29 protein-coding genes are annotated in these 22,882 nt (G+C 69.1%); 13 read left to right on the top strand and 16 right to left on the bottom strand.

The genetic code is table 11. The features are described 5' to 3' along the window. Positions 1-17: 17 nt before the first annotated feature. The 4 genes from LRG07_RS08600 to LRG07_RS08585 form a co-directional block, all read right to left on the bottom strand. Positions 18-752: a cytochrome c1 gene (locus LRG07_RS08600; protein ID WP_201242362.1), complete on the bottom strand. Its 735-nt coding sequence runs from the start codon at positions 750-752 to the stop codon at positions 18-20. Between the two features lies 1 nt (position 753). Further along, positions 754-1,986 carry a cytochrome bc complex cytochrome b subunit gene (locus LRG07_RS08595; RefSeq protein ID WP_201242360.1) on the bottom strand — a complete coding sequence of 411 codons (1,233 nt, stop codon included), beginning with the start codon at positions 1,984-1,986 and terminating at the stop codon, positions 754-756. Then, on the bottom strand, positions 1,986-2,174 hold the full coding sequence (locus LRG07_RS08590; RefSeq protein WP_201172609.1) for a hypothetical protein: 189 nt from the start codon (positions 2,172-2,174) through the stop codon (positions 1,986-1,988). Before LRG07_RS08590 ends, LRG07_RS08595 begins: the two co-directional genes overlap by 1 nt. 89 nt (positions 2,175-2,263) lie before the next feature. Beyond that, on the bottom strand, positions 2,264-3,022 hold the full coding sequence (locus LRG07_RS08585) for a Nif3-like dinuclear metal center hexameric protein (RefSeq protein ID WP_201172616.1): 759 nt from the start codon (positions 3,020-3,022) through the stop codon (positions 2,264-2,266). 29 nt (positions 3,023-3,051) lie between these two features. Between LRG07_RS08585 and LRG07_RS08580 the strand changes: the two genes are divergently transcribed. Beyond that, the gene (locus LRG07_RS08580; protein WP_201172619.1) at positions 3,052-4,308 is read left to right on the top strand and encodes a trypsin-like peptidase domain-containing protein; all 1,257 of its coding nucleotides are present in this window, start codon (positions 3,052-3,054) and stop codon (positions 4,306-4,308) included. Between the two features lie 45 nt (positions 4,309-4,353). Here the strand turns inward: LRG07_RS08580 and hisC are convergent, their stop codons facing one another. The 10 genes from hisC to LRG07_RS08530 all read right to left on the bottom strand — a co-directional run bounded on the left by hisC (position 4,354) and on the right by LRG07_RS08530 (position 12,058). Beyond that, positions 4,354-5,451, bottom strand: a complete 1,098-nt coding sequence (hisC, locus tag LRG07_RS08575) for a histidinol-phosphate transaminase (protein ID WP_238633537.1) — start codon at positions 5,449-5,451, stop codon at positions 4,354-4,356. Then, positions 5,444-6,763 carry a histidinol dehydrogenase gene (hisD, locus tag LRG07_RS08570; RefSeq protein WP_238633536.1) on the bottom strand — a complete coding sequence of 440 codons (1,320 nt, stop codon included), beginning with the start codon at positions 6,761-6,763 and terminating at the stop codon, positions 5,444-5,446. Before hisD ends, hisC begins: the two co-directional genes overlap by 8 nt. Positions 6,764-6,783: 20 nt before the next feature. Next, positions 6,784-7,428, bottom strand: coding sequence for an ATP phosphoribosyltransferase (hisG, locus tag LRG07_RS08565; protein ID WP_201172634.1), 645 nt, complete (start codon positions 7,426-7,428; stop codon positions 6,784-6,786). 22 nt (positions 7,429-7,450) lie between these two features. Further along, positions 7,451-8,707, bottom strand: coding sequence for a UDP-N-acetylglucosamine 1-carboxyvinyltransferase (gene murA, locus LRG07_RS08560; protein ID WP_238642144.1), 1,257 nt, complete (start codon positions 8,705-8,707; stop codon positions 7,451-7,453). Between the two features lie 4 nt (positions 8,708-8,711). Next, entirely contained in the window at positions 8,712-8,963 is a 252-nt protein-coding gene (locus LRG07_RS08555) for a BolA family protein (protein ID WP_201172648.1), read from the bottom strand. Positions 8,964-9,025: 62 nt separating this feature from the next. Beyond that, positions 9,026-9,340, bottom strand: a complete 315-nt coding sequence (locus LRG07_RS08550) for a lipid asymmetry maintenance protein MlaB (protein ID WP_201172651.1) — start codon at positions 9,338-9,340, stop codon at positions 9,026-9,028. After that, positions 9,337-9,963 carry a phospholipid-binding protein MlaC gene (locus tag LRG07_RS08545; protein WP_238636689.1) on the bottom strand — a complete coding sequence of 209 codons (627 nt, stop codon included), beginning with the start codon at positions 9,961-9,963 and terminating at the stop codon, positions 9,337-9,339. Before LRG07_RS08545 ends, LRG07_RS08550 begins: the two co-directional genes overlap by 4 nt. A 29-nt stretch (positions 9,964-9,992) precedes the next feature. Beyond that, positions 9,993-10,448 (bottom strand): outer membrane lipid asymmetry maintenance protein MlaD, encoded by a 456-nt coding sequence (mlaD, locus tag LRG07_RS08540; RefSeq protein WP_201172657.1) that lies wholly within the window; start codon positions 10,446-10,448, stop codon positions 9,993-9,995. 12 nt (positions 10,449-10,460) lie between these two features. Beyond that, positions 10,461-11,237 (bottom strand): lipid asymmetry maintenance ABC transporter permease subunit MlaE, encoded by a 777-nt coding sequence (mlaE, locus tag LRG07_RS08535; protein ID WP_201172660.1) that lies wholly within the window; start codon positions 11,235-11,237, stop codon positions 10,461-10,463. After that, positions 11,234-12,058, bottom strand: coding sequence for an ABC transporter ATP-binding protein (locus LRG07_RS08530; protein ID WP_201172663.1), 825 nt, complete (start codon positions 12,056-12,058; stop codon positions 11,234-11,236). The genes mlaE and LRG07_RS08530 overlap by 4 nt, the downstream gene beginning before the upstream one ends. Before the next feature lie 112 nt (positions 12,059-12,170). Here LRG07_RS08530 and LRG07_RS08525 point away from each other — a divergent pair, with 112 nt between their 5' ends. From LRG07_RS08525 to LRG07_RS08470, 12 genes are read left to right on the top strand one after another with little or no spacing between them, the layout of a single operon-like run. Next, complete coding sequence (locus tag LRG07_RS08525) at positions 12,171-13,190, top strand: KpsF/GutQ family sugar-phosphate isomerase (protein WP_238642143.1); 1,020 nt, start codon at positions 12,171-12,173, stop codon at positions 13,188-13,190. Continuing rightward, a complete protein-coding gene (locus LRG07_RS08520) occupies positions 13,187-13,750 on the top strand; it encodes an HAD family hydrolase (protein WP_238633530.1) in 564 nt (187 codons plus the stop codon). Before LRG07_RS08525 ends, LRG07_RS08520 begins: the two co-directional genes overlap by 4 nt. A gap of 3 nt (positions 13,751-13,753) precedes the next feature. Then, positions 13,754-14,317 (top strand): LPS export ABC transporter periplasmic protein LptC, encoded by a 564-nt coding sequence (gene lptC / locus LRG07_RS08515; RefSeq protein ID WP_238642142.1) that lies wholly within the window; start codon positions 13,754-13,756, stop codon positions 14,315-14,317. Continuing rightward, positions 14,304-14,831: a lipopolysaccharide transport periplasmic protein LptA gene (gene lptA / locus LRG07_RS08510; RefSeq protein ID WP_238633528.1), complete on the top strand. Its 528-nt coding sequence runs from the start codon at positions 14,304-14,306 to the stop codon at positions 14,829-14,831. The genes lptC and lptA overlap by 14 nt, the downstream gene beginning before the upstream one ends. A 4-nt stretch (positions 14,832-14,835) precedes the next feature. Further along, a complete protein-coding gene (gene lptB / locus LRG07_RS08505; protein WP_201172693.1) occupies positions 14,836-15,561 on the top strand; it encodes an LPS export ABC transporter ATP-binding protein in 726 nt (241 codons plus the stop codon). Positions 15,562-15,601: 40 nt separating this feature from the next. After that, positions 15,602-17,056 carry an RNA polymerase factor sigma-54 gene (locus tag LRG07_RS08500; protein WP_201172695.1) on the top strand — a complete coding sequence of 485 codons (1,455 nt, stop codon included), beginning with the start codon at positions 15,602-15,604 and terminating at the stop codon, positions 17,054-17,056. A 42-nt stretch (positions 17,057-17,098) separates the two neighbouring features. Next, entirely contained in the window at positions 17,099-17,425 is a 327-nt protein-coding gene (gene hpf / locus LRG07_RS08495) for a ribosome hibernation-promoting factor, HPF/YfiA family (RefSeq protein WP_238642141.1), read from the top strand. 43 nt (positions 17,426-17,468) lie between these two features. Next, positions 17,469-17,939: a PTS sugar transporter subunit IIA gene (locus LRG07_RS08490; protein ID WP_201172700.1), complete on the top strand. Its 471-nt coding sequence runs from the start codon at positions 17,469-17,471 to the stop codon at positions 17,937-17,939. Beyond that, positions 17,912-18,457, top strand: a complete 546-nt coding sequence (locus LRG07_RS08485; protein ID WP_201172703.1) for an HPr kinase/phosphorylase — start codon at positions 17,912-17,914, stop codon at positions 18,455-18,457. Before LRG07_RS08490 ends, LRG07_RS08485 begins: the two co-directional genes overlap by 28 nt. After that, complete coding sequence (gene rapZ / locus LRG07_RS08480) at positions 18,454-19,317, top strand: RNase adapter RapZ (protein ID WP_201172705.1); 864 nt, start codon at positions 18,454-18,456, stop codon at positions 19,315-19,317. The genes LRG07_RS08485 and rapZ overlap by 4 nt, the downstream gene beginning before the upstream one ends. Continuing rightward, entirely contained in the window at positions 19,314-19,718 is a 405-nt protein-coding gene (locus LRG07_RS08475) for a PTS sugar transporter subunit IIA (RefSeq protein ID WP_201172708.1), read from the top strand. The genes rapZ and LRG07_RS08475 overlap by 4 nt, the downstream gene beginning before the upstream one ends. Further along, positions 19,715-19,990 (top strand): HPr family phosphocarrier protein, encoded by a 276-nt coding sequence (locus LRG07_RS08470; protein WP_201172710.1) that lies wholly within the window; start codon positions 19,715-19,717, stop codon positions 19,988-19,990. Before LRG07_RS08475 ends, LRG07_RS08470 begins: the two co-directional genes overlap by 4 nt. A 21-nt stretch (positions 19,991-20,011) precedes the next feature. On the opposite strand, the gene pmbA is transcribed toward LRG07_RS08470, so the two are convergent. After that, on the bottom strand, positions 20,012-21,355 hold the full coding sequence (gene pmbA, locus LRG07_RS08465; protein ID WP_201172712.1) for a metalloprotease PmbA: 1,344 nt from the start codon (positions 21,353-21,355) through the stop codon (positions 20,012-20,014). 52 nt (positions 21,356-21,407) lie between these two features. Beyond that, positions 21,408-22,877, bottom strand: coding sequence for a metalloprotease TldD (gene tldD / locus LRG07_RS08460; protein WP_370641528.1), 1,470 nt, complete (start codon positions 22,875-22,877; stop codon positions 21,408-21,410). Between the last annotated feature and the right edge of the window lie 5 nt (positions 22,878-22,882).

Genomic DNA, 22,882 nt, shown 5'->3' with positions numbered 1-22,882 from the left:
CCCCCCCCCCCCGGCGGTCACTTCTTGATATCTCGCCAGAACTCCTTGTACAGGAGATAGAAGACACCGGTCATGACGATCAGGAAGAGGATCACCCAGACCCCCATCCGCTCGCGGTCCGCCCGGATGGGCTCACCGGCGTAGGACAGGAACGCCGTCAGCTGCGCGGTGACCTCGCGGTACTCCTCTTCGCTCAGCTTGCCCTCGGCACCCTCGATGATCTCGAAGTCGACGATGTTGCCATCGTCGTCCCTGACCGCTTTCTGATCACCCTGCAGGGCGAACAGGATGTGCGGCATGGAGGTGCCTTCCTGGACGTAGTTGTTGTAACCCACCTCGGCGTCTTCATCGACGTAGAAGGTGTTGAGGTAGGTGTAGATCCAGTCATCGCCCTCCACCCGGGAGGTCAGGGAGAGATCCGGCGGCGTCAGCCCGAACCAGTTCTCGCCGTCCTCGGGATCCATGGGCGAGATGATCGGCTCGTGCAACTCGAAGTTGCCGCGCATGATCTTCTCTTCGACCCAGTCCTCGTCCTGGCCGACGTCATCGGCCAGCCGCTGGTAGCGCAGGTACTCCACCGAGTGGCAGCCGACGCAGTAGTCGGCGAAGAGTTCGGCGCCCTTGCGGATGGACTCCCGGTCGTGATGGCTGATGTTCGGCTCCATCATCCCCACCTCGGCCTTCACCGCGCCGGTGAAGGCCAGGGTGAGGAATGCGCCCAGTGCGATTCCGGTCTTCTTTTTCATGCTCATGTCAGACGGTCACCCTTTCCGGAACAGGCTTCGTCTTCTCGAACCCGTAGTAGGTGTAGACCCAGAGGAAGACGAAGAACCCGAAGTAGATCACGGTCGAGATCTGGCTCAGCAGGATCGGCAGGCCCGTGGGCTCCTCCATCCCGGCCCAGGTCAGCACCAGGAAGGACACCGTGAAGGCGGTCAGCGCGATCTTGAAGCCGAGACCGCGATAGCGGATGGACTTCACCGGGCTGCGGTCGATCCAGGGCAGGAAGAGCAGGATGCCAGGCGCCGCCAGCATGACGATCACGCCCAGGGCCTCGCTCGGGATCGACTGCAGCATGGCGTACCACGCCGTGAAGTACCAGATCGGATGGATCACCTCGGGCGTCTGCAGCGGGTTGGCCTCCTGGAAGTTCGGCGCCTCGATGAAATAGCCACCGAAGGTCGGCGCGAAGAACATCACCGCGCAGAACAGGATCAGGAAGATGCCCCAGCCGAACATGTCCTTGACCGTGACATACGGGTGGAACCCGACACCGTCGATCGGCTTGCCGTTCTCGTCCTTGTTCTGCTTGATCTCGACGCCGTCGGGGCTGCTGGAGCCGACATGGTGCAGGGCGACGATGTGGACGAAGACCAGCGCGATCAGGACCAGCGGCAGTGCCACCACATGGAGGGCGAAGAGCCGGCCCAGCGTCGCCTCGTTGACGACGAAGCCGCCCTGCAGCCAGATCACCAGCTCGTCACCGACCACCGGGATGACACCCGCCAGGGCGATGATCACCTGCGCCGCCCAGTACGACATCTGCCCCCAGGGCAGCACGTAGCCCATGAACGCCTCGGTCATCAAGACGAGGTAGATGAGCACGCCGGTGATCCAGAGGAGTTCGCGCGGCTTCTTATAGGAGCCGTAGAGCAGCCCCCGGAACATGTGCAGGTACACGACCAGGAAGAACGCCGATGCGCCCGTCGTGTGCATATAGCGCATCAACCAGCCCCAGTCCACGTCGCGCATGATGAACTCCACTGAGGAGAATGCGCGCTCGACGGAGGGCTGGTAGTAGAACATCAGCCAGATGCCGGACACGATCTGGATCACAAGGACCAGGATCGAGAGCGATCCGAACAGGTACCACCAGTTGACGTTCTTGGGGACGTAGTACTCGGTCATGTGGTACCGCCAAGTACTCGTCATGGGATAGCGGTCATCCATCCACTGCTGCAGACCGCTGAGATTGAGACGGTTCATCACGCCGCGCCCTCCTCTTCGTCTTCGGTATCCTCGCCGATGACGAGCTTAGTGTCCTCCGGGAGCCGGTCCTGCGGCACCGACAGCTCCCCGGTCCTGGTCCCCCGCACCCGACACGCCCGCCCGTCGCGGCTCCCTGCCGTGTCCGGGGATACGGGGTATACAAGCAGCGCGTAAGCTTCGTACATCGCATCGCCGGGCGTCAAGGCAGCGACTGGCCGCCCGGACACCCCCGGGTTTGCCGATAGGCTATTACATTGACCGTGATACGTCATGTCTAGGCCGGGTTATCGATCTCCACGTAGTGGTGGTCCAGGCCGAGGGCTTCGGCCAGATGCGACCCCAGCGCCTGCACGCCGCTGCGCTCGGTGGCATGGTGCCCGGCGGCCAGATAATGGAGCCCCCGCTCCCGGGCGACGTGGGTGGTGGGCTCCGAGAGCTCGCCGGAGATAAAGGCGTCCACGCCAAGATCCGCCGCCTGGTCGATCAAGCCGTCGGCCCCGCCACTGCACCAGGCGACCCGGCGGATGGCCGCCGGCCCCCCGTCGACGTGAAGCGGCGCCCGACCCAGCGCCTGCTCGAGCCGCGCGGCGAAGGCCACCGGGGTTTCCGCCCCGGGCAGCGCCCCGGACCAGAGCAACCCGGGCACCCCCTTGGCAGCGTGCCGGCCGTCGGTCTGCAGCCCCAGCAGGCGCGCCAACCCGGCGTTGTTGCCCAGCTCGGGGTGCACGTCCAGGGGCAGATGGTAAGCGAAGAGGTTGACCCCCGCCCCGATAAGCCGCCGCAGACGGCGGGCCTTCATGCCCACCACCCGCGGATCCTCGCCCTTCCAGAAGTAGCCGTGGTGGACGATCAAGGCGTCGGCGTCGAGATCGCACGCCGCTTCCACCAGGGCGGCACTGGCGGTCACCCCGGTGACCACCGTGGCGATCTCCTCGCACCCTTCCACCTGCAGGCCATTGGGCGCGTAGTCGGTGTACTCAGCCGGGGTGAGCAGCTCGTTCAGGTATGCTTCAAGGCGGTTTCGATGCACCATGTTCCCGATTCTCAATGCAGGCGTTCTTCATGAGGCTAGCAGGACGATCCGGGTGGCGGCCATTGGGCCTGCAGGGGCCCGAGTGGATCCGCTTTCTTGTCGGCTACACCGGGCTGGGCCTGGTCTTGGCACTGGTCATCGTGTGGGTCAACCCCGACCTACTCGGGCCGCTGACGCCGCGCGTCGAGATCACCGCGGACGACGACCGCGAGACCCCGCCGCCGGCGCGACCAAATGACGCACCCGAGGCCACCCCCACCGGGCAGGGCCCGGTTTCCTATGCCGACGCCGTCGAGCGGGCCGCGCCCGCGGTGGTGAACATCTTCACCGTCAAGCAGGTCACCGAGCAGCTGGTACCGCCCGGGTTCGATGATCCGCTGTTCCGGCGCTTCTTCGGCGAGCCGCCCACCCGCGAGCGCCAGCGCACCGAGACCAGCCTCGGCTCCGGGGTCATCGTCGCCGAGGACGGTTACGTCGTCACCAATCACCACGTCATCGACGAGGCCGATCAGATCCAGGTACTGCTCGCCGACGGGCGCCAGAAGGCGGCCACGGTGGTCGGCCGGGACCCGGAGACCGACCTGGCGGTACTGCGCATCGAGGCCGAGCGGCTGCCGGTGATCACCTTCGCCCGGGACGAGCGGGTGCGCGTCGGCGATGTCGTGCTGGCCATCGGCAACCCCTTCGGCGTCGGGCAGACCGTGACCCACGGGATCATCAGCGCCACCGGACGCGACCAACTGGGGCTGTCGACCTTCGAGAACTTCCTGCAGACCGATGCCGCGATCAACCCGGGCAACTCCGGCGGCGCGCTGGTCGACGCCGAAGGCCGGCTGGTGGGGATCAACACCGCGATCTTCAGCGGCAGCGGCGGCTCCCAGGGCATCGGTTTTGCCATTCCAGCGGGGATCGCCCAGGCGGTGATGGCCGACCTGATCCAGTACGGCCGCGTGGTACGCGGCTGGCTCGGGGTGCAGGCGCAGCGACTGACGCCGGCGCTCGCCGAATCCTTCGGGCACCCGCCGGATACCGAGGGCGTGGCGATCACCCACGTCCTGCCCCGGGGCCCGGCGGATCAGGCCGGCCTGCAGGCCGGCGATATCATCATCCAACTCGGCGAACAGCGCATCCGCGACGTCCAGGACCTGCTGCAGGCCGCCAGCGAGGCGGCACCCGGTACCGAGATGGAGGTCGCCGGCTACCGCGACCAAGAGCCGTTCTCGACCTCCGTCACACTGGGCGAACGCCCCGACATGCAGCAGCCCAGCCGACCCGGCCGGCGCTGAGGGGCCCCGCCCGCCGCCCCCGAAGACGGGCGCGGCGGGCGCCCCTTACACCGCGACGGCAAGCGTCTCGGCCAGCGCCTCGAGGAAGCGGTTGTTCTCCTCCGGCCGGCCAACGGTCACGCGCAGGCAGTCTTCCAGGCGCGGATGGCTGCCATGCAGGCGCTTGATCAGCACCCCTCGATCCAGCAGCCCGCGGTGAACGGCGTCGGCACTGCCCTGAGGAACGCGGAAGGTGAGGAAGTTGGTCTCGGTCGGGGCCACGTACTCCACCCCGGGCACCGCCGGCAGCTCCTCGACCAGACGAGCCCGCTCGGCGAGGACATGGGCCACGGCGCGGTCCAGTGCCTCCTGGTGCTCGACGGCGAAGGCGGCACTGGCCTGCGCCAGGCTGCCCAGATTGTAGGGCAGACGGCCTTTCTCCAGCTGCTCGATCCAGGCCGGATGACCGATCAGTACCCCGACCCGCAACCCGGCCAGGCCGACCTTGGAGAGGGTGCGTAGCACCATACAGTTGGGGAACTCGAGCACCCGCGGGAGGAAGCTGCTGTCGGCGTAGGGTGCGTAGGCCTCGTCGACCACCACCAGCCCGTCGCTCTGCGCCACCAGCTCGGCCACGGCATCGAGGTCCAGGCCGTTGCCGGTGGGATTGTTGGGGTGGGCCAGGTAGGTGACCGCGGGACAATGCACCGAAGCGGTCTCCAGGGTGGCCGGGAGGTCGAGCCCGAACTCCGGCCCCAGGGGCACTTCCACGTACTCGGCCCCGGTGAGGTTGGCGATGATCCGGTACATGGCAAAGCTCGGCCCCGGCGCCATGACGGTGCGCCCGCTGCCGGCCACTGCCAGATCGATGAGCTGGATGAGTTCGTCGGAGCCATTGCCGAGCAGCAAATCGGCACCCTTCGGCACGCCCAGGCTCTCGCGCAATAGCGCCTTCAGCTGCCGCGCTGCCGGATCCGGGTAGCGGTTTACCGCCACCGAGCGCATCCGCTCGAGCCAGGCCTCCTCCAGGGCCCCGGGCCAGGCCCAGGGGCTCTCCATGGCGTCGAGCTTGATCGCCCTGCCCGGCTCGGCGACCTGATAGGCCTCCAGCGCCTGCACCTGCGGCCGCACCCAGCGGGCGACCCGCGCCTCGACCTCAGTCACCGTTGCTCTCCTCCGCCTGACCACGATACTCCGCCGACCGGGCATGAGCGGTCAGCCCCTCGCCGCGGGCCATCACTGCGGCGGTTCCGGCCAGCGCCGCGGCGCCGGCGGGGGAGCAAGCCAGGGTGGTGGAACGCTTCTGGAAGTCATAAACCCCCAGGGGCGAAGCGAAGCGCGCTGTCCGCGAGGTCGGCAGCGTATGGTTGGGGCCGGCGCAGTAATCACCCAACGACTCGGCGCTGTAGTGCCCCAGGAAGATCGCCCCGGCGTGGCGGATCCCCTCGGCCAACCGGTCGGGCTCGGTAACGGACAGCTCTAGGTGCTCGGGGGCCACATAGTTGGCCACCCGCTGCGCCTCCTCAAGATCGCGGACGCAGATCAGCGCCCCGCGCTCGGCCAGCGAGGTGCGGATGATCTCGGAGCGTTCCATGTCTGGCAGCAGGCGCTCCATGGCCGCCTGCACCTGGTCGAGGAAGACGAAATCGGGGCAGACCAGCAGGGCCTGGGCCTCCTCATCGTGCTCGGCCTGGGAGAACAGGTCCATGGCGATCCACTCGGGGTCGGCCTGACCGTCGCTGATGATCAGCACCTCGGAGGGGCCGGCGATCATGTCGATGCCCACCACCCCGTAGACCCGTCGCTTGGCCTCGGCCACGTAAGCATTGCCGGGACCGACGACCTTGTCCACGGCGGGCACGGTCTCGGTGCCGTAAGCCAGCGCCGCCACCGCCTGCGCCCCGCCCAGGGTGAAGATGCGGTCGACCCCGGCGACGTGGGCAGCGGCCAGCACAAGCGGCGACAGCTCACCCCCCGGGGCCGGAACAGTCATGACGATCTCCTGCACCCCGGCCACCCGGGCGGGGACGGCATTCATCAGCACCGACGAGGGGTAGGCGGCCTTGCCACCGGGGACGTAGACGCCGACCCGGTCGAGGGCCGTCACCTGCTGGCCGAGGCGATTGCCGTCGGCATCCTCGTAGACCCAGGACTCCAGGCGCTGGCGCCCGGCGTAGTCGCGAATCCGCGCGGCGGCCTGTTCCAGCGCCTCGCGCATCTCGGGGGCCACCTGCTCGTGGGCCGCCGCCACCTCCTCGGCTGGAATCTCCAGGGCCGCCATCGAGTCCACCTCCCGACCATCGAACCGCCGGGTATAGTCCAGCACGGCTGCGTCACCGCCGGTGCGCACGCCCTCGACCACCTCGGCGACCCGCTGCTCGATGGAAGCGCCCGGATGACTGCCCCAGCTCGTCAGGGCATCGAGGCTGTCCCAGAAGTCGGGTTGCGTGGTGCTCAGCCGCTTGATGTCGACCATGGTTCCCCCTCGCGATAAAGCTAACTGGTGTCCTTGGCGCGCGCCGCCGCAGCCAGATCGTCGATCAGCGTCCCCAGCCTGCGCGGGCTGGTCTTCAGCGACGCCTTGTTGACGACCAACCGCGAGCTGATCGGCATGATCTCCTCTAGCGGCGCCAGCCCATTGGCGCGCAGGGTGTTCCCGGTGTCGACCAGGTCCACGATGAGATCGGCCATGCCAACCAACGGCGCCAGCTCCATGGAGCCGTAGAGTTTGATGATCTCGGCCTGGCGGCCCTGCGCAGCGAAGTGCTGGCGCGCCAGATGGACGAACTTGGTGGCCACGCGCGGACGACGCCCGGGGGGCGGACCGTCCGGCGGCCCGGCCACCATCAGCCGGCACCGGGCGATGCCCAGATCCACCGGGTCGTAGAGGCCGTCACCACCGTGCTCGAGGAGCACGTCCCGCCCGGCCACGCCGAGGTCGGCGCCGCCGTGCTCGACGTAGGTCGGCACGTCCGAGGCGCGCACCACGAGCAGCCGCACATCCTCGCGGTTGGTCCCGATGATCAGCTTGCGGCTGGCGTCCGGATCCTCGGCGGGCTCGATCCCGCAGCGGGCGAGCAGCGGCAGGGTCTCTTCCAGGATGCGTCCCTTGGACAGGGCCAGGGTCAGGATTCGGCTCATGGTATTCGGTCGGTCTCCGTCGTCAGTCGGGGACACGCTGGATATCGGCGCCGAGCTGCGCCAGCTTCTCCTCGATACACTCGTAGCCCCGGTCGATGTGGTAGATCCGGTCCACCCGCGTCTCTCCCTCGGCCACCAGCCCGGCCAGCACCAGGCTTGCCGAGGCGCGCAGGTCGGTGGCGATCACCGGTGCTGCGGTCAGCTGCTCGACGCCGCGGATGCGCGCCCGGGGGCCTTCGATCTGGATGTCGGCACCCATGCGTTGCATCTCCAGGCAGTGCATGAAGCGATTCTCGAAGACGGTCTCGGTCACCGTCCCGACCCCGGTGGAGATCGCGTTCAGCGCGCAGAACTGCGCCTGCATGTCGGTGGGGAACCCGGGGTACGGAGCGGTCTCCAGGTTCACGGCGCGGGGGCGACCATCCATGCGCAGCGTCACCCAGTCGCGCCCGGTGGCCACCTCCGCTCCGCTCTCGCGGAGCTTGCCCAGGACCGACTCCACGAGCTCCGGTGCGGTATCCTTGAGCCGCACCTCACCACCGGTCATGGCCGCGGCCACCAGGTAAGTGCCGGTCTCGATGCGATCCGGCAGCACCCGGTGGTGCACCCCGCGCAGGGTCTCAACCCCTTCGATGGTCAGGGTCGACGTGCCCGCCCCCTGGACGTGCCCGCCCATGGCGTTGATGCAGTCCGCCAGATTGATCACCTCGGGCTCGCGGGCGGCGTTCTCCAGCACCGTGGTACCACGGGCCAGGGCGGCCGCCATCATCAGATTCTCCGTGCCGGTGACCGTCGAGACATCCATGCGGATGTGCGCCCCCCGGATTCGGTCGGCGTGCCCCTTGATGTAGCCATCGCGCACCTCGATCTCGGCGCCCATGGCGCGCAGCCCATCCACGTGGATGTTGACCGGACGCGAGCCGATGGCGCAGCCGCCGGGCAGCGACACCTCGGCCCGGCCGAAACGCGCCAGCAACGGCCCGAGCACCAGGATCGAGGCACGCATCGTCTTGACCAGCTCGTAGGGGGCCCGAAAGCTGTCGATGGTCGCGGTGTTGACCTCGACCTCCATCCCCTCGTGCACGGTCAGCTCCACGCCCATGCGCCCGAGCAGCTCCATGGTGGTGGTGACGTCGTGCAGGTGCGGGATGTTACCGACGGTGGTCGGCCCGTCGGCCAGCAGGGTCGCCGCCATGACCGGCAGGGCCGCATTCTTCGCTCCGGAGATACGGATGTCGCCGCGCAGGGGGTTGCCGCCGCGGATGAGCAGTCGCTCCATCGGCCTACCCCGCCTTCTGCTGTTGCTCGTGCTCCGGGGGCGTCAGGGTCCGCATGGAGATGGCGTGCAGGGTATCGTCATCGATGTGGGCGCGCAGGGCGCGATTGACCAGGCGGTGGCGCTGGATGCGCGACAGCCCCTGGAAGTCGGGGCTGACGATGAAGGCACGGAAGTGGCGACCGTCACCACTGACCTCCACCCGAACATCGCTGAGCTGTTCCTGGATCAGGCGTTCGATCTCTTCTGGCTGCATCATGGGGCGATCCCCTCCGGAAACGGACCGCGGGCTCCCCGCGAAGGCGGACGATTATAGCGGATTCAGGCCGGGACGTCGGCGATTTCCAGCACCGACCCGGCCCCACTGGCCCGGACAATGGCCAGCATCTGCTCGGGAACATGGCAAAGGCGCAGCCGCCCGCCCCGCCCCCGGGCTTGCCGGGTCCAGTCGATCAGGAGCGCAACACCGGCGCTGTCGGTCCGCTCCACCTCGGCCAGATCGATCTCGCAGGCCCCGCCCTCAACGGCGAACCGCTCCATGCCCTGCGCCCACAGCTCCCCCACGGTATCGAGCTCCAGGCGCCCTGTAACCCGCCAGCGCCCGTCGGCACCGTTGACGAGGGCCGCGCGGGTCATTCGAAACCGATGTCCCGGTTGCGCTGTGCCATCTCCTCGATCACGGTCTCAAGATCCTTGTCCCGCAGGCGCGACCGGAAGTCCTCGCGGTAGTTGTGGATGAGGCTGACGCCCTCGGCGGTGACATCCACCAGCTTCCAGGCCTCCTCCCGCTCCTCCAGTCGATAGAGGATGCGCGCACGGCTGTCGCCGGAACCGACCTCCATGCCCACCTGGACACCGCCGTCGCGCTGCCGGCTGCCCAGGATGCGCACGTCGACGCCCGTGTAATCCTCCATGCTGGAGGCGTAAGTCCTCAGCAGGCTGCGCTGGAACTCGGTGACGAAGCGCTCGCGGGTCTGCGCGTCGGCGTCCCGCCAGTGCGGCCCGAGAATGCGCGCACCGATCCGGTCGTAATCGATGTGTGGTTCGACCACCGGGGCCAGCTTCTCGTAGAGGGCCACCGGATCGCCAACGATTTCCTCGCCGTGCTCATCGAGCACCCGCATCACCTCGTCGGTCACCTCCTGCACCACCTGCCGCGGGTCCGGCTTGGCCACCGCCTGCCCGGCAGCGAGCGCCAGCACCAGCACCAGCCCCAAGGCCAGTGCCAGATCCCGGGTCCACCGATTCGCCTTGAACATCGCTCCTGCCTCCATCGCGCTTGGCGAACTCAGTCCTGCATGCCGGTAACGAACTGGCCGATGATCCGCTCGAGAACCACGGCCGACTGGGTCTCGGTGATCCGGTCACCATCGGCCAGGGGCTCGGTCTCCCACCCCGGCTCCAGCCCCACGTACTGCTCGCCGAGCAGACCGGAGGTGTAGATGGCCGCCGCACTGTCCGCCGGGATGGCACCGAAGCGTTCGTTGATGCGCATCTTGACCTCGGCCTGGTGGCTGTCCGGATCGAGCCGAATCGCCTCGACCCGCCCCACCCGAACCCCGGCCATGCTCACCGGCGCCTTCTCGCGCAGGCCGCCGACATTGTCGAACTTGGCCGTAACGTGGTAGCCGGGCGGCTGGCGCAGCTCGGTCAGGCCGCTGACCTGCAGGGCCAGGACCATCATCGCCGCCAGGCCGATGGCCACGAACACCCCGACCCAGATCTCCACGAGCCGCTGACTCATACCCTTGCTCCGTCAGTCGAACATCAGTGCGGTGAGCAGGAAGTCGAGCCCGAGCACCGCCAGCGAGGCGTGCACCACACCGAGGGTCGTCGCCCGGCTGACGCCACTGGAGGTCGGCACCGCCATGTACCCCTTGTGCAGAGCGATCCAACCGACCAGAAAGCCGAAGACGACGCTCTTGATCACGCCGTTCAAGATATCATCCTGAATGGTGACGGCGTTCTGCATGTTGGACCAGAATGCCCCGCCATCCACTCCAACCATGCCCACCGCCACCAGATAGCCGCCGAAAACGCCCACGGCACTGAACACGGCGGCAAGCAGCGGCACCGCCAGCAGGGCGGCGAAAAAGCGCGGCGCCAGGATGCGTCGCTCCGGGTCCACCGCCATCATCTCCATGCTCGAGAGCTGCTCGGTGGCCTTCATCAGCCCCACTTCGGCGGTCAGCGACGAGCCGGCCCGCCCGGCGAAGAGAAGCGCAGTGACCACCGGGCCAAGCTCGCGGACCAGCGACAGGGCGACCATCGTGCCCACCGCCTCAGTGGCCCCAAAGTCCGACAGGGTGTAGTACCCCTGCAGGCCGAGCACCATGCCGACGAACAGCGCCGAGACCAGGATGATCACCAGCGACAACACGCCCACGGCGTAGATCTGTTCGACGAGCAACCGCGGACGCACCACCACCTCGGGAGCGGCCCGCAGGATCCGCCCCATCAGCAGCACCGCCTCACCCAGGCCACGCAGCCCGTTCAGGGTCCGCTGCCCCAACGCCTGGAACAGACCGGTCATCGCCGCCCCCCGCCGATCAGCTCGTCGGCCAGCCCGGGCGCCGGATAGTGGAACGGCACCGGCCCGTCCGGCCGGGCATCAATGAACTGGCGCAGCGACTCCGACTGCGCCTCCTGCAGGGCCGCCGGGGTGCCCTCGGCGATGACCGCCCCGTCGGCCAGTACGTAGACGTAATCCGCGATGGCCAGGGTCTCCTGGACGTCGTGGGAAACCACCACCGAGGTCAGGCCGAGGACATCGTTGAGCCGCCGAATCAGGTCCACCAGCACCCCCATGGTGATCGGGTCCTGGCCGGCGAAGGGCTCGTCGTACATCACCATCGCCGGATCCATGGCGATGGCCCGGGCCAGGGCCACCCGCCGGGCCATGCCGCCGGAGAGCTCCGCCGGCATCAGCTCCCGGGCGCCACGCAGCCCCACCGCCTCGAGCTTGAGCAGAACCAGGGTCTCGAGCAGGGATTCGGGGAGCCGGGTGTGCTCACGCAGCGGGAAAGCCACATTCTCGAAGACTGACAGGTGGGTGAACAGCGCCCCGCTCTGGAACAGCACCCCCATGCGCCGACGCAGGCGATAGAGCGCCTGGCGACCGAGGCGGGGCACCTCCTCGCCCATGACCTCCACCGAGCCGGCCCCGGGCCGGAGCTGACCGCCCAGCACGCGCAGGAGGGTGGTTTTGCCCGTGCCACTCGGGCCCATGATGGCGGTCACCCGACCCCGCCGGATGTCGAGGTCCACGCCATCGAAGATCGCCCGGCCGCCGCGCTCGACCCGCAGGCCACGCACCCGCGCCAAGATCTCGTCGCCGGTGTCTGCGACGCCCATCAGCCTACTCGGTTCTGGAAAAGGGACCGGCAGTATCCATCCCCGCGCCGGGGTGGTCAATTCTGCCCCGGGGGTTGTCCGATCCGGCGAACAGATGTCGTAGAATGGACGGATGACGCCCATGCGCACCCTGATCGAACGGCACCAAGGCGCCCCGGAAGAAGGCGACGAGCGACTCCGGGCCCTCGGTCGCGCCGTCCTGCAGCTCGAGGCCGATGCCGTCGCCGCCCTCGGCGAGCACATCGACCAGCCTTTCAGCGAAGCGTGCCGGCACATGCTCGCCTGCCGTGGACGGGTGATCGTCACCGGGATGGGCAAGTCCGGGCACATCGGCTCGAAGATGGCCGCCACCCTGGCGAGCACCGGGACACCGGCGTTCTTTGTCCACCCCGGCGAGGCCAGCCACGGCGACCTGGGCATGGTCACCCCCGACGATGTGGTCATCGCGCTGTCGAACTCCGGCGAGACCGACGAGCTCACCGCCATCCTGCCGCTGATCAAGCGCCTCGGGGTGCCGCTGATCGCCCTCACCGGACGTCCGGAGTCGACCCTGGCCCGGGCTGCCTCGGTCCACCTGAACGTCGGCGTCGAACAGGAGGCCTGCCCTCTCGGGCTGGCGCCCACGGCAAGCACGACGGCCACCCTGGCCATGGGCGACGCCCTCGCCGTCGCACTGCTCGATGCGCGCGGCTTCACCGCCGAGGACTTTGCCCGTTCGCACCCCGGCGGCAAACTCGGACGCCGGCTGCTGCTCCATATCGAGGACATCATGCAGACCGGCGAGCGCATCCCCCGCGTCGCCCCCGGAACTGCTCTCCGTGACGCCCTGCTGGAGATCAGCCGCAAGGGGTTGGGCATGACCGCCATCGTCGACGAGGAGCAGCGGGTGCTGGGCATCTTCACCGACGGCGACCTGCGCCGGACCCTGGACCGCGGGGCCGACATCCACCAGACCCCCATCGAGGCGGTGATGAGCCTGAGCCCGCAGACCGCGTCACCGGATCTGCTCGCCGCCGAGGCCGCCGAGCGCATGGAGCGCCACCGCATCAATGCCCTGCTGGTCACCGACGCCGAGGACCGGCTGGTGGGCGCCCTGAACATGCACGACCTGCTGCGCGCCGGAGTCGTATGAGCACCACCCCGCCCCGCCCCTACTGCGACGCACCCACGCCGGACGTCCTGCGCCGGGCCGAGCCGGTGCGCCTCGCCCTGTTCGACGTCGATGGCGTCCTTACCGACGGGACCGTCTTCGTCGGCGGCAGCGGTGAGCCGCTGCAGGCGTTCCACATCCACGACGGGAAGGGGCTGCGCATGCTCCAGGACGCCGGTATCGAGGTGGGCTGGATCACCGCCCGCGGGGGGCACTCGGTCATGCGCCGGGCCGAGGAGCTCGGGGTCCGCCACGTCCTGCGTGGCCGCTCGGACAAGGGCGACGCCCTGACCGAGGTGGCCGAGCGCCTCGGGCTCGCCCCGGAGGCGTGCGCCTACACCGGTGACGACCTGATCGACCTGCCGGCGATCCGCCGGGCCGGTTTCGGGGTCGCCGTGGCCGACGGCCACCCCCAGCTGCACGCCCAGGCCGACTGGGTCACTGCACGCCCCGGGGGGCGCGGCGCCGTGCGCGAGGTGGCCGAGCTGATCCTGCACGCCCAGGGCCACCTTGAACCGATGCTGCGCCGGGCGGAAGGCTGAGCCATGCGCCGCGGCTCCCTCTACCCCCTAGCAGCCCTCGCCCTGACCGTCCTCCTCGGTCTGCTGCTTACCCGCGACCCGGCGCCGCCGGCCCCGGAGACCGCTGCCCCTCCCGAAGAGCGCCCGGACTTCTTCCTCGAGGGGTTTACCATGGTTGATTTCGACGAGCAGGGGCAGCGCCGTGCGGCCCTTTCCGGGCGCACCGGCGAGCACTTCCCCGGCCGCGGCGAGCTCGAGATCATCGACCCCGACCTGCGCATGCGCTCTCGCGACGGCGTCCTCTGGGAGGCCCGCGCCCCCTTCGGCATCGCCGAACGCGAGGGCGGGGAAGTCCGCCTGTTCGAAGAGGTGGACATCCGTCGTCCGGCCCAGCAGGCGCGTCCGCCGCTGGATATCAACACCCACAACCTGCTGGTGGACCTGCGCGCCGGCGAGGCGCGCACCGTCGAGGCGGTCACCGCTCGCGAGCCGGCCGGCACCCTGCGCGGAACCGGGATGACCCTGGATTACCGCGCGGATCGCCTGCGCCTGCACGCCGACGTCCGGGGGTCGTATGGAGCGTACTGACGCCGCCAGCCGTATCCGCGTGGGACTGCTCGTCGCCGCGACCCTGCTCGCCGCTGCCCTGCCGGCAACGGCCGTGGGCCAGCGCGACGAGGCACCGATCGAACTGGAGGCCGACCGGGTGGATGTCGACGCGGTCGCCGGAGTCAGCGTCTACGAGGGCGACGCCGTGCTCACGCGGGGCGAGATGCGCATCACCGGGGATCGCATGGAGGTCTACACCGACGAGGACGGCGACCTGAGCCACGTCTACGTCGACGGCACGCCGGCCACCTACCGCGACCACCCCGAGAACCAGCCTCGCCCCGTGCATGCCGAGGCGAAACGCATGGAGTACTACTCCCGCGGTCCCGAACGTGCCCATTTCCAGGGCGATGCACATCTCTGGCAGGGGGATGATCAAGTCACCGCCGAGACCATCGACGTCGACCTGGAGGGGCAGGTCATGAAGGCCCGCGGCGCCGAGGGGCAGCGGGCGCGGACCATCCTGTATCCGGCACGGCGCGAGGAGGAATGACCCGTTGGTGACGCTGCGCGCGGAGGGGCTGAGCAAGCGCTATCGCGGCCGCACCGTGGTCAACGGCGCGGGGCTGGAGGTCGCCGACGGTGAGATCGTCGGCCTGCTCGGCCCCAACGGGGCCGGCAAGACCACGTGCTTTTACATGGTCGTCGGCCTGGTGCAGGCCGACGAGGGGCGAATCACCCTGGAAGGCGACGACCTCACTCGGTTGCCCATTCACGCCCGGGCCCGATTGGGCATCGGCTACCTCCCCCAGGAACCCTCGGTCTTTCGTAAACTGAGCGTTGCGGATAACGTACGGGCCATCCTGCAGCTGCGCGACGACCTGGACGGCACTGAGCGCGAGCAGGAGCTGGATCGCCTGCTCGAGGAGTTCGGCGTGACCCACGTGCGCGACTCCCCGGGGATCGCCCTGTCCGGGGGCGAGCGCCGGCGCGTGGAGATCGCCCGCGCCCTCGCGGCGAATCCGCGGTTCATACTGCTTGATGAGCCATTCGCCGGGGTCGACCCCATCTCGGTGGGCGAGATCCAGCGGATCGTCCGCCAGCTGGCGCAACGGGGTATCGGCGTGCTGATCACCGACCATAACGTGCGCGAGACGCTGGGCATCGTGCAACGCGCCTACATCCTCAGTGACGGCGAGGTGCTGGCCGCCGGGGACGCCGAGAGCGTGCTGGCCAACCCGCGGGTACGCGAGGTGTACCTGGGCGAGGACTTCCGCCTGTGAGTGACGGACTACGGATGCTTCAAGCACAACGGACACGGCCATGAAGCAGTCGCTTCAGCTACGCATCGGTCAGCAGCTGACCATGACCCCGCAGCTGCAGCAGGCCATCCGGCTGCTGCAGCTCTCCAGCCTGGAGCTGCGCACCGAGATCCAGCAGGCCCTGGAGTCGAACTTCATGCTCGAGCTCGATGAGGAGGCCGAGCCCGGGCAGGAGCAGGAGCAGCAGGAAACGGAACCCCACGAGGACGAGGCACCGGCCAGCGAACCCGCCGGCGAGGACATCCCCGAAGACCTGCCCCTGGACACCTCCTGGGACGACATCTACGACGGCAGCACGGCACTGAGCGCCCCCGGCGACGAGGGTGCGCAGCGCGACACCCTCGACAACCGGCCGGCCGCCTCCGACAGCCTCCAGCAGCACCTGCACGCGCAGATCGAGCTCGAGGCCTTCTCCGCCCGGGAGCGCTCCATCGCCGAGGTCATCGTCGACGCCGTCGGCGACGACGGCTACCTGACCCAGAGCACCGAGGATCTGCTGGCCGGCTGTCCGGCCGACGAGCAAGTCAGCGCCGAGGAGCTAGAGGCGGTCCTGCAGCGTGTCCAGCGGCTCGACCCGACCGGCGTTGCCGCCCGCGACCCTCAGGAAGCGCTGTGCGTCCAGCTCGAGCAGCTTCCCGAGGACACGCCCTGGCGTGCGGAGGCGCAGCACGCCCTCCTCCACCACCTGGAGCTCATCGCCGAACGCCGCCATGACGACCTGGGCCGCGCCCTGGGGGTCGGCGAAGATGCCCTCGGCGGCATCCTCGGTCTGATCCAGAGCCTCGATCCACGCCCGGGCTCGCAGATCAGCGACACAACCCCGGACTACATCATCCCCGATGTCCTCGTCGTGCGCCGCGACGGCGTCTGGCAGGTGGAACTCAACGGCGAGACCGCCCCCCGCTTGCGCGTCAACGCGTATTACGCCAGCCTGATCCGCAGAGCGGACCGCAGCGCGGACAACCACTGCCTGCGCAACCATCTCCAAGAGGCGCGCTGGCTGATCAAGAGCCTGCGCAGCAGGAACGAGACCTTGCTGAAAGTGGCCAGCGCCATCGTAGAGCGGCAACAGGGGTTCCTCGACCACGGCGAGGAGGCGATGCAACCACTGGTTCTGCGCGAGATCGCCGAGGCGGTGGAGATGCACGAGTCCACCATCTCCCGCATCACCACCAACAAGTACATGCACACCCCGCGGGGCACCTTCGAGTTCAAGTACTTTTTCTCGAGCCACGTGCAGACCAGCGACGGCGGAGAGGCTTCGGCGACGGCGATCCGGGCGCGGATCCGCCGGCTGATCGCCGAGGAGGATCGGGCAAAACCGCTGAGTGACAGCGCGATTGCGCGTATCCTTCATGAGGAGGGGATCCAGGTGGCGCGTCGGACGGTCGCCAAGTACCGGGAGTCCCTGTCCATCGCATCGTCGGCGGAGCGCAGGGAGGCCCGGGGGCGCTGAGGCCCCCGGCTCCGCCGGCGGCAAAGGGGTTCAGGAGGCGGTATGCAGATCAAGCTCAGTGGGCATCATGTCGAGATCACCCCGGCCCTCCGGGCGCATGTGAACGAGAAGATGCAACGCATCCAGCGCCACTTCGACCACGTCATCGATACCGAGGTGATCCTCACGGTGGAGAAGAAGCAGCAGAAGGCCGAGTCGGTCATCCACATCGGGGGTGGCGGCGGGCGCGTTTTTGCCGATGCCATCGAGGAGGATCTCTATGCAGCCATTGACGTGCTCGTGGACAAGCTTGACCGTCAGGTCCTGAAACACAAAGAGAAGGCCGTCGATCAGCGACGGCAGGGCGCGTCCCTCAAGGCCAACTTTTAAGGCGGCGGGACGCGGTTCAGCGGGCCAGCCGATCGGACACTCCATGGACATCGAGCAACTCATCACGCCGGAACGTGTTCGCTGCGAGAGCGGCATCGAGGACAAGGAGCAGGTGCTCCTGCGCATAGGCGAGCTGATCGGGGCCAGCGGCGACGGCCTCGACGCCCGGGAGATCAGCAACCGGTTGCTGGCCCGTGAGCGACTGGGCAGCACGGGCCTGGGGCACGGCGTCGCCGTGCCCCACGCCCGCATCGACGGGATCGACCGCGCCATCGGGGCCCTCATCCGCCTGGACCGGGGCATCGATTTCGACGCCTTCGACAAGGCACCGGTGGACCTGCTCTTCGCCCTCGTCGTACCCGAGCACTTCACCGACGAGCACCTGCAGATCCTCGCCAGCCTTGCCGAGATGTTCAGCGACAGCAGCCTGTGCGAGCGGCTGCGCCGCTCCTCGGACGGGGACGAGCTGCAGATGGCCCTGCGCGAATGGCAGTCGCACGCCGACCCATCGTGAACGCGGCCGGGAACCGGCCGGTCATCCCCGGCCTGCTGATGGCGGTCCACGGCCGCGGGATCCTGCTGGAGGGCCCCAGCGGCGTGGGCAAGAGCGACGCCGCCCTGGCGCTGCTCGACCGTGGTCACGCCCTGGTGGCCGACGACGCCGTACAGCTGCGCCGCGACGGTGACCGCCTGCTCGGCGCCGGTCCGCAGCAGGGGCGGGGGCTGCTCTACCTGCGCGACCTCGGCCTGGTGGACATCACCGAACTCTACGGCCCCGCGGCGCTGCGCAGCGAGACCGCCGTGGCTCTGTGCATCCAGCTCCAGCGCGCTCCCGGCCCCACCGAAGCCGAGGCCGCCCTGCACGGCCGGCGCGATCACCGCGAACTGCTCGGCCTGGCCCTACCCCGGGTGACCCTGACCGACAGCGAACGCCGGCCGCTGGCGCCGCTGATCGAGGCCGCCGCCGGCCGCCTCGTCGCGGAGGTCGCAACACACCAGCGCAGCGGCCGGAACCACGGGGTGCCGGCATGAGCGAACTGCGCCTGATCGTGGTCAGCGGCCTGTCGGGCTCGGGCAAGAGCGTCGCCCTGCACACCCTGGAAGACGCCGGTTACTACTGCATCGATAACCTGCCAGTGAGCCTGATCGGCGAGCTGGCCCGCTACGCGCAGAATCGCGACGCACCCACCGGCGAGCGCTTCGCGGTGGGGCTGGACGCCCGCAACCCGCCCCGCGACCTGCAGCGCCTGCCCGAGACGCTGACTGCGCTGCGCGAGCAGGGCATCGCCACCGAGGTGCTGTTCCTCTACGCCGAAGACGCCATCCTCATGCGCCGCTACAGCGAGACCCGGCGGCGCCACCCCCTCGCCGAGGGCGATCAGCCGCTGGCCGACGCCCTGCGCGCCGAGCGCGCCCTGCTCGAACCGCTGCGCGAGGTGGCCGACTGGAGTATCGACACCTCGCGGACCACGGTCCACGACCTGCGCGGGCTGATCTCCGAGCGGGTCGCGGGCGAGCGCAGCGGCGTGTCGGTGCTGGTCCAGTCCTTCGGCTTTAAGCACGGCATCCCCACGGACGCCGACTACGTCTTCGACGCCCGCTGCCTGCCCAATCCACACTGGGAGCCTCGGCTGCGCGCCTACACCGGCCGCGATGACAGCGTCCGCGCCTTCCTGGAGGCGCAGCCCGAAACCGAGACCCTGTTCGACCAGATCGACACGATGATTCGCCACTGGCTGCCGGTCCATCAGCAGTCAGGGCGCAGCTACCTGACCGTGGCCATCGGCTGCACCGGCGGGCAGCACCGTTCGGTCTACCTCGCCGAGCGGCTGGCCGCAGCACTGCAGGCTGACTGCAGCCACGTGACCCTGCGCCACCGGGAGCTGTCATGAGGGTCGGACTGCTCATCGTCGCCCACCGACACATCGGCTCGGAGATCCTGGCCACGGCCTCGCGCACGCTCGGCATCTGCCCGCTGCAGACCGAGTCGCTGGAGGTCTTCAACGAGGACGAGCGCAACGAGCTACTCGAACGCGCCGGCGCCCTGATCACCCGGCTCGACCAGGGGGCCGGGGTCCTCATCCTCTCCGACGCCTACGGCTCCACCCCCTCCAACGTCGCCGTGGCGGCCGGCACCGACCGCCACTGCCGGGTGGTCACCGGCCTGAACCTGCCGATGCTCCTGCGCGTCTTCAACTACCCCGGGCGATCCCTCGACGAACTGGCCGAATCCGCCGCTGCCGGCGGCCGAGCCGGCATCATCGCGGTCGGTGAAGGAGCCCCGCCGTCATGATCGAGCAACAAGCCACCATCACCAACCGCCTCGGACTCCACGCCCGAGCCGCCGCCCGTTTCGTGACCATCGCCAGCGAGTACGAGAGCGAGATCCACGTCCGCTACGGGGACAAGCGCGTCAACGGCAAGAGCATCATGGGACTGATGATGCTCGCCGCCGGCCATCAGGCCACGATCACCATTGAGGCCGAGGGCGCGGACGCCGAGGCCGCCCTCGAGGCCCTAACCCGTCTGGTGGCCGAGGGCTTCGGCGAGACCGAGCACGGTTGACCCGCGCCCGGCACCGGACGCTCACTGCCCGGCGACGGTCATCTCCTCGACCAGGATCGAGCCACAGCGGATGTTGCCGCGCCGGTCCACGTCGCCGCCCACCGCCTGGATGCCGGCAAAAAGATCGCGCAGATGGCCGGCGATGGTGATCTCCTGGACCGGGCGGTCGATGGCCCCGTTCTCCACCCAGAAACCGGCGGCACCACGGGAGTAGTCGCCGGTGACCAGGTTGACCCCCTGGCCCATCAGCTCAGTGACCACCAACCCGCGGCCCATGCGCCGGAGCAGGGCGTCGAAGTCCTCATCGCCGCCGCTGACCTCCAGGTTGTGGACGCCGCCGGCGTTGGCTGTGGTCTCCAGGCCCAGACGGCGGGCGGAGTAGCTGTCCAGCACATAGCGCTGCAGCACCCCGTCCTGCACCAGCGCCGACTCGGTGGTGGCCACCCCTTCCGCATCGAACGCCGTGCTGCCCAGCGCCCGGCAAATGTGCGGCCGCTCGACCATATGCAGCCAGGCGGGGAAGAGCTGCTCGCCGGCGCTGTCGACCAGGAACGAAGCCTGCCGGTACAGGGCACTGCCCCGGACCGCCGAGACCAGATGGCCCACCAGCCCGCGGGCCACGGGAGCACGGAAGAGCACCGGTACCCGTTCGGTGTTGAGACTCTCGGCGCCAAGCCGGGCCACGGCGTGCTCGGCCGCCTGGCGCCCCACAGCCCGGGCCTCCTCCAGAGCCGCGGGGTCGCGGGCCACGCTGTACCAGTGGTCGCGCTGCATGGCCTCGCCGCGTCCGGCCACCGCCACGCAGTGGATACCGTGGCGCGACTCCGGCAGCACCGAAAAGAAACCGTGGCTGTTGCCGTAGGCGTGCAGGCCGCGGTGGATGCTGACCCCGGCACCCTCGGTGTTCTCGATACGCCGATCGGCCTCCACCGCCGCCGCCTCGCAGTCGCGGGCGAGCTCCACGGCGTCGTCCGCCGACAGGGGCCAGGGGTGATCGAGGTCGAGGTCCGGCGGGTCCACCGCCATGCGCTCGGCCGGTGCCAGACCGTTCGCAGGGTCCTCGGAGGTGTAGCGGGCGATGTCGCAGGCCGCCTGCACGGCTTCGCGCACCGCCTGCTCGGACAGCTCCCCGGCCGAGGCACTGCCCTTGCGGCCACCGAAGTACACGGTGACCCCCATATCCCGGCCACGGTGGTGCTCCAGGGTATCGATCTCACCCTTGCGAACGTTCACCGAAAGGCCGATGTCGCCGGAGCAGGCCGCCTCGGCAGCATCGGCCCCGTGCCCGCGGGCCTCGTCGAGGGCCTGCTGCACCAGACCTTCCAGCGCTGCCGGGGCGGGTAGTTCGTTGCGGGGATCCGGCATGGATTCGCCTTCTCCGTTGTCAGTTGGGTTTCCAGGCGACGGCGCGGGGCGATCAGGCCTGGGTGCCGCCGACGGTCATGCCGTCGACCCTGAGCGTTGGTTGGCCGACCCCCACGGGGACGCTTTGCCCCTCCTTGCCGCAGACCCCGATACCGCCGTCGAGCTTCAGGTCGTTGCCCACCATACTCACCCGTGTGAGCACATCCGGCCCGTTGCCGATGAGGGTCGCGCCCTTGACCGGGTGCTGGATACGCCCGTTCTCGATCCAGTAGGCCTCGCTGGCCGAGAAGACGAACTTGCCCGAGGTGATGTCCACCTGGCCGCCGCCGAAGTTCACCGCGTACAGCCCCCGGTCCACCGAGGCGATGATCTCGTCGGGGTCGTGGGGACCGGCGAGCATGTAGGTATTGGTCATCCGCGGCATGGGCAGGTGGGCGTAGGACTCCCGGCGGGCATTACCGGTGCGCGCCATGCCCATCAGTCCGGCATTCTGCCGGTCCTGCATGTAGCCGGTGAGCACCCCGTCCTCGATCAGGGTGTTGCACTGGCTGGGGTGGCCCTCGTCATCGATGTTCAGCGACCCCCGCCGATGGGCGATGGTACCGTCGTCGACGACGGTGCACAGCGGAGAGGCCACCCGCTCGCCAATGCGGTCGGTGAATGCCGAGGTCCCCTTGCGGTTGAAATCCCCCTCCAGGCCATGGCCGACGGCCTCGTGCAGGAGCACCCCGGGCCACCCGGGACCGAGGACCACGGGCAGATTCCCCGCCGGCGCCTCTTCGGCCTCGAGGTTGACCAGCGCCTGACGGGCCGCCTCGCGGGCATAGGCCTCGACACGCTCCGGCTCGACGAAACGCGTGTAGTCGTAACGCCCGCCCCCACCGGAAGCCCCGCTCTCGCGGCGCTCGCCGGCGGCCGCCAGCACCGAGACGTTGAGCCGGACCAGCGGGCGGATATCCCCGGCCCAGCCGCCCTCGGAGTTCGCCACCAGGATGGTGTCGTGGGCACCGGCCAGGCTCACCACCACGTGGACGATGCGCGGGTCGACGGCACGCGCCGCGGCCTCGGCACGGTGCAGCAGGGCCACTTTGTTGTCCGCGCTGAGGCTCGCCAGCGGATCATCGCCGTGGTAGAGCCCGCCCACGGCACCGCTGCGGAAGGCGGCCAGGCTGCGGCTCTGTCCGCTGCGCGCCACCGCACCAGCAGCCGAGGAGGCATCCAGCAACGCCTCCAGACCAATCTCGTCGCAGTAGGCGAACCCGGTCTTCTCGCCGCTGACGGCACGTACACCCACACCGCGGTCGATGCTATGGCTGCCCTCGCGGACGATGCCGTCCTCAAGCACCCAGGCCTCGCGCCGGGCGGCCTGGAAATAGAGATCGGCGAAGTCCACGCCTGGGCGCAGCAGGCGGCTGAACACCTGACCGAGGCGCGCCTCGTCGAGTGCGGCCGGCGCCAGCAACCGCTCCTCGGCTTGACGAAGCGGGTCCGGGGTCGCAGTAGCGGCTTCGGCGTGGTTCATCATTC

This window comes from Halorhodospira sp. 9622 (assembly GCF_022228025.1).
GTDB lineage: Bacteria > Pseudomonadota > Gammaproteobacteria > Nitrococcales > Halorhodospiraceae > Halorhodospira > Halorhodospira halophila_A.
This window is presented reverse-complemented; position numbering and strand designations above follow the sequence as displayed.

Excerpts from the sequence above, each read along its gene's own strand:
- LRG07_RS08600 (WP_201242362.1), bottom strand. The coding sequence starts at position 752 with ATGAGCATGAAAAAGAAGACCGGAATCGCACTGGGCGCATTCCTCACC.
- lptA (WP_238633528.1), top strand. The coding sequence starts at position 14,304 with ATGGAGCGTACTGACGCCGCCAGCCGTATCCGCGTGGGACTGCTCGTC.
- hisG (WP_201172634.1), bottom strand. The coding sequence starts at position 7,428 with ATGAGCCGAATCCTGACCCTGGCCCTGTCCAAGGGACGCATCCTGGAA.
- LRG07_RS08470 (WP_201172710.1), top strand. The coding sequence starts at position 19,715 with ATGATCGAGCAACAAGCCACCATCACCAACCGCCTCGGACTCCACGCC.
- mlaD (WP_201172657.1), bottom strand. The coding sequence starts at position 10,448 with ATGAGTCAGCGGCTCGTGGAGATCTGGGTCGGGGTGTTCGTGGCCATC.
- tldD (WP_370641528.1), bottom strand. The coding sequence starts at position 22,877 with ATGAACCACGCCGAAGCCGCTACTGCGACCCCGGACCCGCTTCGTCAA.
- LRG07_RS08490 (WP_201172700.1), top strand. The coding sequence starts at position 17,469 with ATGGACATCGAGCAACTCATCACGCCGGAACGTGTTCGCTGCGAGAGC.
- LRG07_RS08555 (WP_201172648.1), bottom strand. The coding sequence starts at position 8,963 with ATGATGCAGCCAGAAGAGATCGAACGCCTGATCCAGGAACAGCTCAGC.
- rapZ (WP_201172705.1), top strand. The coding sequence starts at position 18,454 with ATGAGCGAACTGCGCCTGATCGTGGTCAGCGGCCTGTCGGGCTCGGGC.
- murA (WP_238642144.1), bottom strand. The coding sequence starts at position 8,707 with ATGGAGCGACTGCTCATCCGCGGCGGCAACCCCCTGCGCGGCGACATC.
- LRG07_RS08525 (WP_238642143.1), top strand. The coding sequence starts at position 12,171 with ATGACGCCCATGCGCACCCTGATCGAACGGCACCAAGGCGCCCCGGAA.
- LRG07_RS08520 (WP_238633530.1), top strand. The coding sequence starts at position 13,187 with ATGAGCACCACCCCGCCCCGCCCCTACTGCGACGCACCCACGCCGGAC.
- LRG07_RS08545 (WP_238636689.1), bottom strand. The coding sequence starts at position 9,963 with ATGTTCAAGGCGAATCGGTGGACCCGGGATCTGGCACTGGCCTTGGGG.
- mlaE (WP_201172660.1), bottom strand. The coding sequence starts at position 11,237 with ATGACCGGTCTGTTCCAGGCGTTGGGGCAGCGGACCCTGAACGGGCTG.
- LRG07_RS08475 (WP_201172708.1), top strand. The coding sequence starts at position 19,314 with ATGAGGGTCGGACTGCTCATCGTCGCCCACCGACACATCGGCTCGGAG.
- LRG07_RS08580 (WP_201172619.1), top strand. The coding sequence starts at position 3,052 with ATGAGGCTAGCAGGACGATCCGGGTGGCGGCCATTGGGCCTGCAGGGG.
- LRG07_RS08550 (WP_201172651.1), bottom strand. The coding sequence starts at position 9,340 with ATGACCCGCGCGGCCCTCGTCAACGGTGCCGACGGGCGCTGGCGGGTT.
- LRG07_RS08500 (WP_201172695.1), top strand. The coding sequence starts at position 15,602 with ATGAAGCAGTCGCTTCAGCTACGCATCGGTCAGCAGCTGACCATGACC.
- LRG07_RS08595 (WP_201242360.1), bottom strand. The coding sequence starts at position 1,986 with ATGAACCGTCTCAATCTCAGCGGTCTGCAGCAGTGGATGGATGACCGC.
- LRG07_RS08530 (WP_201172663.1), bottom strand. The coding sequence starts at position 12,058 with ATGGGCGTCGCAGACACCGGCGACGAGATCTTGGCGCGGGTGCGTGGC.
- LRG07_RS08585 (WP_201172616.1), bottom strand. The coding sequence starts at position 3,022 with ATGGTGCATCGAAACCGCCTTGAAGCATACCTGAACGAGCTGCTCACC.
- LRG07_RS08485 (WP_201172703.1), top strand. The coding sequence starts at position 17,912 with ATGGCAGTCGCACGCCGACCCATCGTGAACGCGGCCGGGAACCGGCCG.
- pmbA (WP_201172712.1), bottom strand. The coding sequence starts at position 21,355 with ATGCCGGATCCCCGCAACGAACTACCCGCCCCGGCAGCGCTGGAAGGT.
- LRG07_RS08590 (WP_201172609.1), bottom strand. The coding sequence starts at position 2,174 with ATGTACGAAGCTTACGCGCTGCTTGTATACCCCGTATCCCCGGACACG.
- lptC (WP_238642142.1), top strand. The coding sequence starts at position 13,754 with ATGCGCCGCGGCTCCCTCTACCCCCTAGCAGCCCTCGCCCTGACCGTC.
- hisD (WP_238633536.1), bottom strand. The coding sequence starts at position 6,763 with ATGGTCGACATCAAGCGGCTGAGCACCACGCAACCCGACTTCTGGGAC.
- hpf (WP_238642141.1), top strand. The coding sequence starts at position 17,099 with ATGCAGATCAAGCTCAGTGGGCATCATGTCGAGATCACCCCGGCCCTC.